13 protein-coding genes are annotated in these 11,480 nt (G+C 73.1%); 9 read left to right on the top strand and 4 right to left on the bottom strand.

Translation table 11 applies throughout. The annotated features are described in order from the left end of the window. The first annotated feature begins 139 nt into the window (after positions 1-139). The gene (wblA, locus tag ACH499_RS11005) at positions 140-478 is read left to right on the top strand and encodes a transcriptional regulator WblA (protein WP_188185285.1); all 339 of its coding nucleotides are present in this window, start codon (positions 140-142) and stop codon (positions 476-478) included. A 62-nt stretch (positions 479-540) separates the two neighbouring features. Here wblA and ACH499_RS11000 read toward each other — a convergent pair whose 3' ends face one another. Together ACH499_RS11000 and ACH499_RS10995 are read right to left on the bottom strand one after the other, a co-directional pair. Further along, positions 541-1,872, bottom strand: a complete 1,332-nt coding sequence (locus ACH499_RS11000; protein WP_356203033.1) for an ArsA family ATPase — start codon at positions 1,870-1,872, stop codon at positions 541-543. Further along, positions 1,869-2,846 (bottom strand): ArsA-related P-loop ATPase, encoded by a 978-nt coding sequence (locus tag ACH499_RS10995; protein ID WP_365600654.1) that lies wholly within the window; start codon positions 2,844-2,846, stop codon positions 1,869-1,871. Before ACH499_RS10995 ends, ACH499_RS11000 begins: the two co-directional genes overlap by 4 nt. Positions 2,847-2,952: 106 nt before the next feature. Between ACH499_RS10995 and ACH499_RS10990 the strand changes: the two genes are divergently transcribed. The 5 genes from ACH499_RS10990 (at position 2,953) to ACH499_RS10970 (ending at position 7,030) form a co-directional block, all read left to right on the top strand. Further along, positions 2,953-3,114 carry a DUF4177 domain-containing protein gene (locus tag ACH499_RS10990; protein WP_003975360.1) on the top strand — a complete coding sequence of 54 codons (162 nt, stop codon included), beginning with the start codon at positions 2,953-2,955 and terminating at the stop codon, positions 3,112-3,114. Continuing rightward, positions 3,111-3,578, top strand: coding sequence for a RidA family protein (locus tag ACH499_RS10985; RefSeq protein ID WP_356203036.1), 468 nt, complete (start codon positions 3,111-3,113; stop codon positions 3,576-3,578). Before ACH499_RS10990 ends, ACH499_RS10985 begins: the two co-directional genes overlap by 4 nt. Positions 3,579-4,202: 624 nt before the next feature. Continuing rightward, positions 4,203-5,213, top strand: coding sequence for an alpha/beta fold hydrolase (locus ACH499_RS10980; RefSeq protein WP_399014956.1), 1,011 nt, complete (start codon positions 4,203-4,205; stop codon positions 5,211-5,213). Between the two features lie 57 nt (positions 5,214-5,270). Beyond that, positions 5,271-6,191 carry an NUDIX hydrolase gene (locus ACH499_RS10975; RefSeq protein ID WP_356203039.1) on the top strand — a complete coding sequence of 307 codons (921 nt, stop codon included), beginning with the start codon at positions 5,271-5,273 and terminating at the stop codon, positions 6,189-6,191. Next, positions 6,188-7,030 (top strand): MBL fold metallo-hydrolase, encoded by an 843-nt coding sequence (locus ACH499_RS10970; RefSeq protein ID WP_356203041.1) that lies wholly within the window; start codon positions 6,188-6,190, stop codon positions 7,028-7,030. The genes ACH499_RS10975 and ACH499_RS10970 overlap by 4 nt, the downstream gene beginning before the upstream one ends. Before the next feature lie 7 nt (positions 7,031-7,037). On the opposite strand, the gene ACH499_RS10965 is transcribed toward ACH499_RS10970, so the two are convergent. Next, the gene (locus tag ACH499_RS10965) at positions 7,038-7,712 is read right to left on the bottom strand and encodes a Crp/Fnr family transcriptional regulator (protein WP_356203042.1); all 675 of its coding nucleotides are present in this window, start codon (positions 7,710-7,712) and stop codon (positions 7,038-7,040) included. A gap of 347 nt (positions 7,713-8,059) precedes the next feature. On the opposite strand from ACH499_RS10965, the gene nth reads away from it, so the two are divergent. The 3 genes from nth to ACH499_RS10950 are packed head-to-tail and all read left to right on the top strand — an operon-like array spanning position 8,060 to position 11,203. Further along, positions 8,060-9,196, top strand: a complete 1,137-nt coding sequence (gene nth, locus ACH499_RS10960) for an endonuclease III (RefSeq protein ID WP_399014954.1) — start codon at positions 8,060-8,062, stop codon at positions 9,194-9,196. A 52-nt stretch (positions 9,197-9,248) separates the two neighbouring features. Beyond that, a complete protein-coding gene (locus tag ACH499_RS10955) occupies positions 9,249-9,956 on the top strand; it encodes a CoA pyrophosphatase (RefSeq protein WP_356203137.1) in 708 nt (235 codons plus the stop codon). A 47-nt stretch (positions 9,957-10,003) separates the two neighbouring features. Further along, positions 10,004-11,203, top strand: a complete 1,200-nt coding sequence (locus ACH499_RS10950) for a MarP family serine protease (RefSeq protein WP_356203043.1) — start codon at positions 10,004-10,006, stop codon at positions 11,201-11,203. Between the two features lie 30 nt (positions 11,204-11,233). On the opposite strand, the gene ACH499_RS10945 is transcribed toward ACH499_RS10950, so the two are convergent. Then, complete coding sequence (locus ACH499_RS10945) at positions 11,234-11,419, bottom strand: hypothetical protein (protein ID WP_356203044.1); 186 nt, start codon at positions 11,417-11,419, stop codon at positions 11,234-11,236. Between the last annotated feature and the right edge of the window lie 61 nt (positions 11,420-11,480).

Here is an 11,480-nt window from a genome sequence, read left to right as displayed (position 1 = left end):
AGTCCGTTCGGACCATTCAAGATTGGGCCCGTCGGGGGTGTTGCGCTGTGCCCACCTTCCGTAACGTCCTCAACTGGCGGCGGTGAATATGCCGCTGCCGCCGTGGGGGAGCCTCGATTCGGGAGAGGACGGCGCCGGTATGGGCTGGGTAACCGACTGGAGTGCGCAGGCCGCCTGCCGCACTACCGATCCGGACGAACTGTTCGTTCAGGGAGCAGCGCAGAACAGAGCCAAGGCGGTGTGCACCGGATGCCCGGTGCGGACCGAGTGCCTGGCCGACGCGCTGGACAATCGCGTCGAGTTCGGCGTGTGGGGAGGCATGACGGAGCGGGAGCGCCGCGCACTGCTGCGCAGGCGTCCCACCGTGACCTCCTGGCGCCGTCTGCTGGAGACGGCGCGGACGGAGTACGAGCGAGGAGCCGGCATCGTGCCCCTCGACGACGACGAGGTCTACGAGAACTACGCGGCCGTGGGGTGAGGCGGCCGGGTGCTCCCCGAAAGGGGCACCCCGGCCGGAACGAGAACCGGTCGAGGGCCGGATCAGGCTCCGGGCTCGGGCAGCTCGGTGCGGTCCGACGCGAGACGGGCGCCGATGTCCCGCAGCCCCGCGAGGTCGTGCACGTCGCCGGGCAGCGCGGCCACTTCGGTGACCGCCACCTCGGGATGGCGCGCGGTGAAGCGGTCGCGTGTGCGCTGCTCACGGGCGAGCAGGTGCATCCGCTCCGCGTGCAACCGCAGCAGACCCGCGGTGATCCGGTCGACGGACTGCTCCGGCGTCTCCGCGGCGTCGGGGGCCTCGATGCCGTCGGAGTCCGAACTGCCGTGTGTGTCAGGAGAGTTGTCGGGAGGGGGGGTACGCCCTCCAGCTTTCCCGTCGTCCTGATCCACAATGCGGGCGTCCTCAAGATTTTCCGCGGCGGCGACCGCCCGCTCGGCGGACAGCCCGTCGGCGCCGCTGCCGTGAACCCGGTTGAGCACCAGGCCGGCGAGCGGCATGTTGTCGGCCGCCAGCCGCTCCACGAAGTACGCGGCCTCGCGCAGCGCGTCCCGCTCCGGCGCCGCGACCACCAGGAACGCCGTCCCCGGTGCCTGGAGCAGCTTGTACGTGGCGTCCGCCCGGGTCCGGAACCCGCCGAACATGGAGTCCATCGCGGCCACGAACGTCTGCACGTCCTTCAGGAACGGCCCGCCGAGCACCTTCCCGAGGACACCGGTCATCATCGACATGCCGACGTTCAGGAACTTCATGCCGGCCCGGCCGCCGACCTTCGCGGGGGTCAGCAGGACGCGGATGAGCCGTCCGTCCAGGAAGGACCCGAGCCGCTTGGGGGCGTCCAGGAAGTCCAGCGCCGAACGGGACGGCGGGGTGTCGACGACGATCAGGTCCCACTCGTCCTTCGCCCGGAGCTGCCCCAGCTTCTCCATCGCCATGTACTCCTGCGTGCCCGCGAAGCCCGCCGAGAGCGACTGGTAGAAGGGGTTGCCCAGGATCGCGGCCGCCCGGTCGGGGTCCGCGTGCGCCTCGACGATCTCGTCGAAGGTGCGCTTCATGTCGAGCATCATGGCGTGCAGTTCGCCGCCCGCCGAGTCGTCGACGCCCTTGACCCGGCGCGGGGTGTTGTCGAGCGAGTCGATGCCCATGGACTGCGCGAGCCGGCGGGCCGGGTCGATGGTGAGGACGACCACCTTGCGGCCCCGCTCGGCCGCGCGCAGGCCGAGGGCAGCCGCGGTGGTCGTCTTGCCGACGCCGCCCGAGCCGCAGCACACCACGATGCGCGTCTTCGGATCCTCCAGCAGCGGGTCGATGTCCAGCACGCGCGCCGCGGAGAGACGGCGCCCGCCCTCCCTCGGCCGGTCCGGGTCCGGGCTCATGCGATCCCCTGCTTCCGCAGCTCGGTGGCGAGTTCGTACAGGCCCGCCAGGTCCATGCCCTCGGCGAGCAGCGGCAGTTCGTGCAGCGGCAGGTCCAGCGCGCCCAGGACCACCCGCTGCTCCTGCTCCAGCGCGTACCGCTCCGCGTACTCGTCGGCCTGCGCCAGCAGCGGGTCCACCAGCCGCTCGGCGTGCCCGCCCCGCCGCGCCCCGCCGAGCCCGGCCCCGGACAGCGACCGGGCGAGCGCCGCACGCGGTGTGCTCCGTACGAGTTCCAGGTCGGCGGCGTCCAGGATCCCCGGCCGGACCATGTTGACGACGACCCGGCCGACCGGCAGCCGGGCCGCCCGCAGCTCGGCGATGCCGTCCGCGGTCTCCTGGACCGGCATCTCCTCCAGCAGCGTCACCAGGTGCACGGCGGTCTCCCGGGACTTCAGCACCCGCATCACGGCCTGTGCCTGATTGTGTATCGGGCCCACCTTGGCCAGCCCGGCGACCTCGTCGTTCACATTGAGGAAGCGGGTGATGCGCCCGGTCGGGGGCGCGTCCATGACGACGTAGTCGTACACGAACCGGCCGCTTCTGTCCTTGCGCCGGACCGCCTCGCAGGCCTTGCCGGTCAGCAGGACGTCCCTGACACCCGGTGCGATGGTGGTGGCGAAGTCGATCGCGCCGAGCTTCTTCAGCGCCCGCCCTGCGCTGCCCAGCTTGTAGAACATCTGGAGGTAGTCCAGAAGGGCCAGTTCGGGGTCGATGGCGAGGGCGTACACCTCCCCGCCCCCGGGAGCGACGGCGATCTTCCGCTCCTCATAAGGCAGCGCCTCCGTTTCGAAGAGCTGCGCGATGCCCTGGCGGCCCTCGACCTCGACGAGAAGCGCGCGCTTCCCCTCGGTGGCCAGAGCCAGCGCGAGGGCCGCGGCCACCGTGGTCTTGCCGGTACCGCCCTTGCCACTGACGACCTGGAGCCTGCTCACGTATTCGAGCGTAACCAGTCCGCCCGCCGAGTACGCCCGAGGCTGTGGACAACGGCGTCGCGGTCGGCCGTCTGCCGGGTCGTGGGCAGCGGCTAGAGTCGGCCGCATGACCAAGTGGGAATACGCAACCGTGCCGCTGCTCGTCCATGCGACGAAGCAGATTCTGGACACCTGGGGCGAGGACGGCTGGGAGCTCGTCCAGGTCGTGCCCGGGCCGAACAACCCCGAGCAGCTCGTGGCCTACCTGAAGCGGGAGAAGCAGGCATGAGCGCCGTCGAGGCGAAGCTGGCCGAGCTGGGCCTGACGCTTCCCGAGGTCGTCCCGCCGCTGGCCGCGTACCAGCCGGCCGTGCAGTCCGGCCCGTACGTCTACACCTCCGGCCAGCTCCCCATGGTGGACGGCAAGCTCTCCGTCACCGGCAAGGTGGGCGGCGAGGTCACGCCGGAGGAGGCCAAGGACCTGGCGCGTGTCTGCGCGCTCAACGCCCTGGCCGCCGTGAAGTCCGTCGCCGGTGACCTCGACCGCGTCGCGCGCGTGGTGAAGGTCGTCGGCTTCGTCGCCTCCGCGGCCGACTTCACCGGCCAGCCCGCCGTGATCAACGGCGCCAGCGAACTCCTCGGCGCGGTCCTGGGCGACAAGGGCGTGCACGCCCGCAGCGCGGTCGGTGTGGCGGTGCTGCCGCTGGACGCGCCGGTGGAGGTCGAGATCCAGGTGGAGCTCGAGCAGGCGTAGCGCCCACGACGCGGGCGCGCGGGCTCACTGCGCGGGCCGCGCCGGGGCGGGCTCCGGGCCACCGCGGGAGCGGTGCGGCGGTGCGTGGTCCGGGGTCATGGCGGCACAGGGGCCTGTCGGGCGGGCCGGGAGCGGGCAGTGACGGGCCCGCTGCCCGGCCGCCCCTGTGGCGGGTCCGGCCCGCGCTCCCCAGCGCTGCCGGCCCGGTCTGCTGATCGGCCGCCTCGCGGGGCGCCGCGGTGACCGGCGCCGACTCCGCGGCCCGGGGCGGGTGCCCCTCGCCCGCGCCGGGCTGCCGCCCGAGACGCCCGGTGAGCCGGACGGGCACGCGCCTGCCGGTGTCCGATCGCCGAGGCGGCCCTCCCGGGGGACTCCCTCCGCATCCGTGCTCCGGTCCGGCACACGCCGCTCGAGGCCCCGGGCCGGCCCCGGCCCACCGCCCCGGCTCGTTCGGGCCGTGTCGCCCCGGCACGGCTCGTTCGGGCCGTGTCGCCCCGGCCCGCGTTTTGCCGGCCCGGCAACAAACCTCGCCCCTCCCGAGGCCGGCCTCGCAGCATCGTCCCCGGGGCCGCGGCCGGACGGCCGGACGCGGGTGCCGTGCCGACAGACGTGCCCGGAGGAGCCATGCAGCAGACGTCCGTGACCGACCAGCGTCCCGTCCACCGGCTGGTGCCCTCGCCGGCCGGGCGGATCCATCTCGTGGAGCAGGGCAGCGGCCCCCTGGTCCTGCTCGTCCACGGCTTCCCCGAGTCCTGGTACTCCTGGCGCCGCCAGCTCCCCGCGCTGGCCGCCGCGGGCTTCCGCGCCGCCGCGATCGACGTGCGCGGCTACGGACGCTCCTCCCGCCCGGGCGCCGTGGAGGCGTACCGGATGCTCGACCTCGTGGCGGACAACGTCGCCGTCGTCGAGGCCCTCGGCGAGCGGTCCGCGGTGATCGTCGGCCACGACTGGGGCGCGACCGTCGCCGCGCACTCCGCGCTGCTGCGACCCGACGTGTTCCGCGCGGTCGGCCTGCTGAGCGTGCCGTACACCCCGCCCGGCGGCCCGAGGCCCAGCGAGGTCTTCGCAGGGATGAGCGCCCCCGGTGGCCCCTTCGCCGGGCAGGAGTTCTACGTCTCCTACTTCCAGGAACCCGGCCGCGCCGAGGCGGAGATCGAACCCGACGTCCGAGGCTGGCTCGCCGGTTTCTACGCGTCCCTGTCCGCCGACACCATGCCCGGCCCCGAGGCGCCCGACCCGCACTTCGTCACCCCCGGCGGCAGGCTGCGCGACCGCTTCCCGGCCGACGGCCGGCTGCCCTCCTGGCTCACCGAGGAGGACCTGGACGTCTACGCGGGGGAGTTCGAGCGCACCGGTCTGACCGGCGCCCTCAACCGCTACCGCAACATGGACCGGGACTGGGCGGACCTGGCCGGCCACGCGGGCGCCCCCGTCACCCAGCCGTCCCTGTTCCTCGGCGGCGGCCGGGACGCCTCCACCACCTGGCTCTCCGAGGCGATCGAGGCGTATCCCGCCACCCTGCCCGGCCTCACCGCCTCGCACCTCCTGGAGGGCTGCGGGCACTGGCTCCAGCAGGAGCGGCCCGAGGAGACGAACCGGCTGCTCACCGAGTGGCTGGCCAACCTCCCCGGCTGAGCCGACCGGTCCCGGGGGCCACTCGAACATCCGCCCGTCACCGGATAGCCTCCGGCCATGGCGAATGGGCAGGCGAATGGTCAGTGGTACCCCCCGGAGTGGCCGGACCGCATCCGCGCGCTCGCGGCCGGCACCCTCACCCCGGTCACCCCGAGGCGCGCGGCGACCGTCATGCTCCTGAAGGACACCGGCTCCGGCCCCGCCGTCCACATGCTGCGCCGCCGCACCTCCATGGCGTTCGCCGGGGGCGCGTACGCCTATCCGGGCGGCGGGGTCGACCCGCGCGACGACGACCGCGACATCGGCTGGGCGGGCCCCACGCGCGCGTGGTGGGCGGACCGGCTCGGCGTCGACGAGGCGGGCGCCCAGGCGATCGTCTGCGCGGCCGTACGGGAGACCTACGAGGAGGCGGGCGTCCTGCTCGCGGGCGCGGCCCCCGACGCGGTGGTCGGTGACACGACGGGCGAGGACTGGGAGACGGACCGGGCCGCGCTGGTCGCCCGCGAGCTGTCGTTCGCGGAGTTCCTGGACCGCAGGGGGCTCGTGCTGCGCTCGGACCTGCTGGGCGCCTGGGCCCGCTGGATCACCCCGGAGTTCGAGGCCCGGCGCTACGACACCTGGTTCTTCGTGGCCGTCCTCCCCGAGGGGCAGCGCACGCGCAACGCCTCCACGGAGGCCGACCGCACGGTGTGGATCACCCCGGCCGACGCGGCCGCCGGGTACGACAAGGGCGAACTGCTGATGATGCCGCCGACCATCGCCACCCTGCGCGGGCTCGCGGAGCACGGCACGGCGGCCGAGGCGCTCGCGTCGGCGACCGGCCGCGACATGACGCCCGTAGTGGCGAAGGCACGGCTGGCCGAGGGCGAGATCGTGCTCTCCTGGCCGGGGCACGACGAGTTCACCAAGCACATCCCGAGCACGCCGGCGCCCTCCGGCCCCACCCCTTCCGACCCGACCGGGGGAGCCCCCGAATGACGGACGCAGCAGCACTGCCCGGCCAGCCGCGCGGCGGGGTCCTGTCGGGACCGGCCACCACGCGCGCGGTGAACGTCCTCGCGCCCAACGCCTCCGCGATGACCCTGGACGGCACGAACACCTGGATCCTCGCCGAGCCCGACTCCGACCTGGCCGTCGTGGTCGACCCGGGCCCGCTGGACGAGGCGCACCTGCGGCACGTCGTCGACACCGCCGAACGGGCGGGCAGGCGGATCGCCCTGACCCTGCTGACGCACGGTCACCCGGACCACGCCGAGGGCGCCGCCCGGTTCGCGGAGCTGACGGGCACCGGCGTGCGCGCACTGGACCCGGCGCTGCGGCTCGGCGACGAGGGGCTGTCCGCGGGAGACGTGATCACGGTCGGCGGCCTGGAGCTGAGGGTCGTCCCGACCCCGGGCCACACCGCGGACTCCCTGTGCTTCCATCTGCCCGCCGACCGGGCGGTGCTGACGGGCGACACGATCCTGGGGCGCGGCACGACGGTCGTGGCGCATCCCGACGGCCGTCTGGGCGACTACCTGGACTCCCTGCGGCGGCTCAGGTCGCTCACCACCGACGACGGCGTGCACACGGTGCTGCCGGGCCACGGGCCCGTCCTGGAGGACGCCCAGGGCGCCGTCGAGTTCTACCTCGCCCACCGCGCCCACCGCCTCGCCCAGGTCGAGACGGCCGTGGAGAACGGCTACCGGACACCCGGCGAGGTCGTCGCCCACGTGTACGCGGACGTCGACCGCTCACTGTGGCCGGCGGCGGAGCTGTCCGTACGGGCGCAGCTCGAGTACCTGGGGGAGCACGGGCTCATCCAGCTCCCCGACTGAACCGCGGTCAGCGGGAGCGCTTGGCCAGCCGCTCCACGTCCAGCAGGATCACCGCTCGGGCCTCCAGCCGGAGCCAGCCCCGCTGGGCGAAGTCGGCGAGGGCCTTGTTGACCGTCTCGCGGGACGCGCCGACGAGCTGGGCCAGCTCCTCCTGCGTCAGGTCGTGCACGACGTGGATGCCCTCCTCGGACTGCACGCCGAAGCGGCGGGAGAGGTCCAGCAGGGCGCGGGCGACACGGCCCGGGACGTCGGAGAAGACCAGGTCCGACATGGCGTCGTTGGTCTTGCGCAGCCGGCGTGCGACGGCACGCAGCAGCGCGGTGGCCACCTCGGGGCGGACGTTCAGCCAGGGCTGGAGGTCGCTGTGGCCGAGGGCGAGCAGCTTCACCTCGGTCAGCGCGGTGGCGGTCGCCGTGCGCGGGCCCGGGTCGAAGAGCGACAGCTCACCGATCAGCTCGCTGGGGCCGACCACGGCCAGCATGTTCTCGCGGCCGTCGGGGGAGGTGCGGTGCAGCTTGACCTTGCCCTCCGTGACCACGTAAAGGCGGTCTCCGGGGTCGCCCTCGTGGAACAGTGAGTCGCCCCGGGCGAGGGTCACCTCGCTCATGGAGGCGCGGAGTTCCGCGGATTGCTCGTCGTCGAGCGCCGCGAAGAGCGGGTTGCGCCGCAGAACGTCGTCCACGAGTTCTCTCCTTGTCGACCGGCTCAGAGGATCTTGTTCCCCCGTCTACCAGGGGTCCGTGGTGCCCATTTTGCCGGACAGTCCAAACAGTGTGATCTGTCACAAGGATGCCGCACACATGTCCCGGGGTACGCGGCAGGGGTCCAATTGGACGCCGATCTTCAGGGTCCGGGGCGGATGCCGGTGGCGGGTCGTAGGCTGGCCGGGTGTCCAAGTCGCCGGTGAGAGCACAGGCCTAGGGGGCTGCGCGGGTGGTTGTACGTCGCGATTCCGCTGTGGGCGAACAGGGCCCCGGCGGCGGTAGGAAAACGGCGAAAACGGCAAAAGGGGCGGCACCTGCCAAGCGGGTGACCGCGGAGAAGCGCGCGCCCGCGAAGAAGGCCGGGGCGGCGGGGAAGCCGGCGCCGGCGAAGGCCGCGTCCGCGAGCGAGGCGGCACCCGCGAAGAAGGCCACGTCGGCGAAGAAGGCGGCGTCGGCCGAGAAGGCCGCACCGGCCGAGAAGGGCGCGGCTGCCAAGAGGACCGCGTCGGCCGAGAAGCAGCCCCCCGGAGCCGAGCAGGCGCAGCCCAAGAAGCGGGCGAAGCCCGGGAAGCGGGCGGCGATCAAGGCGCAGGCGCCCGCCAGGAAGCCGGCCGTCGTCCCCGGGAAGGCCGCTGCCGCCGTCGAGGGCCTCGCCCCGGCGAAGACCATCGCCCCGAAGTCCCCGCGCCACGAGTCGCGCACCGCCCTGGTCCGCCGCGCCCGCCGCATCAACCGCGAGCTGGCCGAGGTGTATCCGTACGCCCACCCGGAGCTGGACTTCGAGAACCCCTTCCAGTTGGTCGTGGCCACGGTGCTCTCCGCCCAGACCACCGACCTGCGGGTCAACCAGACCACGCCCGCCCTGTTCGCCAGGTACCCCACCCCCGAGGACCTGGCCGCGGCCGACCCGGAGGAGGTCGAGGAGATCCTGCGCCCGACCGGGTTCTTCCGGGCCAAGACCAAGTCGGTCATAGGGCTGTCCAAGGCCCTCGTGGAGGACTTCGGCGGCGAGGTCCCCGGCCGTCTCGCCGACCTCGTCAAGCTGCCCGGCGTCGGCCGCAAGACCGCCTTCGTCGTGCTCGGCAACGCCTTCGGCCGCCCCGGCATCACCGTCGACACGCACTTCCAGCGCCTGGTGCGCCGCTGGCAGTGGACCGAGGAGACCGACCCCGACAAGATCGAGGCCGCCGTCGGCGCGCTCTTCCCGAAGAGCGACTGGACGGACCTGTCCCACCATGTGATCTGGCACGGCCGCCGCATCTGCCACGCCCGCAAGCCCGCGTGCGGGGCCTGCCCCATCGCCCCGCTCTGCCCCGCCTACGGCGAGGGGGAGACGGACCCGGAGAAGGCGAAGAAGCTGCTGAAGTACGAGAAGGGGGGCCTTCCCGGCCAGCGGCTCAAGCCCCCGCAGGCCTATCTGGACGCGGGCGGCACCCCGGCGCCGCCGCTGGGGGCCGGATGACGGAACGAACACGGGGGCACCGGGCGTTGGACAGGGCGGAACGGGGGTGGCGATGACACGGGCGGGCAACACCCAGGGCGTGGCGCTCAGTGACACGGGCCTGCCCGGCTGGCTGGAGCCGGTGGCGCGGGCCGTCCGGACGGTGCGGCCGGGGCAGCTCAGCCGTTTCCTGCCGCCGGAGGACGGTGCCGGGCGCCAGTCCGCCGTGCTGGTCCTGTTCGGCGAGGGCAGAGCCGAGAGCGAGGGCGGTCACGGCCCCGAGTTGCTGCTCATGGAGCGGGCCAGTTCCCTGCGCTCGCACGCGGGCCAGCCCTCGTTCCCGGGCGGCTCCCTCGATCCGGAGGACGGTGATCCGCAGGGTGAGGGCCCCCTGCGGGCCGCGCTGCGCGAGGCCGAGGAGGAGACCGGCCTCCAGCCGTCCGGAGTGCAGCTCTTCGGAGCCCTGCCCAAGCTCTACATCCCGGTCAGTGGCTTCGTCGTCACGCCGGTGCTGGGCTGGTGGCGCGAACCGAGCCCGGTGGGCGTCGTCGATCCGAACGAGACGGCGCGGGTCTTCACGGTCCCCGTGGCAGATCTCACGGACCCCGCCAACCGGGTCACCGCCGTCCACCCTCTCGGTCACGAAGGCCCGGCATTCCTGGTCGAATCGACCCTGGTGTGGGGCTTCACCGCCGGGATCATCGACCGGTTGCTGCACTTCGCGGGCTGGGAGCGGCCCTGGGACAGGGACAAGCGGGTCCCGTTGGACTGGCGGTCATGACAGGGTGACCGGTGTGAGCGTAGGACGACGAGGCGAGGCCTGAATCCGTGAACGTGCTGGACATCCTGCTGCTGCTCGCCGCCGTCTGGTTCGCGATCGTCGGCTACCGCCAGGGCTTCGTGGTCGGCATCCTGTCCGTGATCGGCTTCCTCGGCGGCGGTCTCGTCGCCGTCTATCTGCTCCCGGTCGCGTGGGACGCCCTGACGGACAACGCGGAGGTGAGCACGACGGCCGCCGTGGTCGCGGTCGTCGTCGTCATCGTCTGCGCCTCCGTCGGCCAGGCACTGACCACCCACCTGGGCAACAAGCTGCGCCGGTACATCACTTGGTCACCGGCCCGCGCCCTGGACGCCACCGGCGGCGCCCTGGTCAACGTCGTCGCCATGCTCCTGGTCGCCTGGCTCATCGGGTCCGCCCTCGCCGGCACCACACTGCCGACGCTCGGCAAGGAGGTGCGCAGCTCCAAGGTGCTTCAGGGCGTCTCCCGGGCGCTGCCCACGCAGGCCGACACCTGGTTCGCCGACTTCTCGTCCGTCCTCGCGCAGAACGGCTTCCCGCAGGTCTTCAGCCCGTTCTCCAACGAGCCGATCACCGACGTCCAGCCGCCCGACCCGGCCCTCGTCAACAGTCCGGTCGCCACCCGCGCCAAGCGTTCCATCGTCAAGGTCGTGGGCACGGCCACCGGCTGCGGCAAGGTCCTGGAGGGCACCGGCTTCGTCTTCGCCGAGCGCCGCGTGATGACCAACGCCCATGTCGTGGGCGGCGTCGACGAACCCACCGTCCAGATAGGCGGCGAGGGCCGCAAGTACGACGCGACGGTCGTCCTCTACGACTGGCGGCGCGACATCGCCGTACTGGACGTCCCGGAACTGAAGGCGCCCGCCCTGCGGTTCACGGACGAGGACGCGAACAGGGACGACAGCGCGATCGTCGCCGGCTTCCCGGAGAACGGGGCGTACGACGTGCGCGCCGCGCGCGTGCGCGGGCGCATCACGGCCAACGGCCCGGACATCTACCACCGCGACACCGTCCGCCGCGACGTCTACTCGCTGTACGCGACCGTCCGTCAGGGCAACTCCGGCGGCCCCCTGCTGACGCCCGACGGCGAGGTGTACGGCGTGGTCTTCGCCAAGTCCCTCGACGACGCGGACACCGGTTACGCGCTCACCGCCGACGAGATCCGCGAGGACATCACCGAGGGCCGCGCCGCCAACCAGCAGGTGGACAGCGACAGCTGCGCGCTCTAGTCCGGGGGACGAGCCGGGGCCGCGCGGTGTTCAGCCGCGCGGATGACGCAGGCGTACGGAGACCCAGCGGGCCCGGCGGCGCAGGATGCGCGGAATGCCCACCACCCGTAGGTCGGTGCCCGCCAGTTGCGGGGTGCCGCCTCGGCGGTGGGTGCTCGCGCCGCTCGTGGAGCGGCCGTCGCGTGCTACGTCACTGTAGTCGTGCGTCCAGCCCATACCGGGACGTGTGCCCCCGCCCCAAGGTCGATAACCGTGTCCGCGGCCCCCAATTGGCCTA

It is taken from the genome of Streptomyces sp. NPDC018947 (assembly GCF_044390505.1).
In the GTDB taxonomy this organism is placed as follows: domain Bacteria; phylum Actinomycetota; class Actinomycetes; order Streptomycetales; family Streptomycetaceae; genus Streptomyces.
Note: the sequence above shows the minus strand (reverse complement) of the source record. Positions and strands in the feature narration are given on the sequence as shown.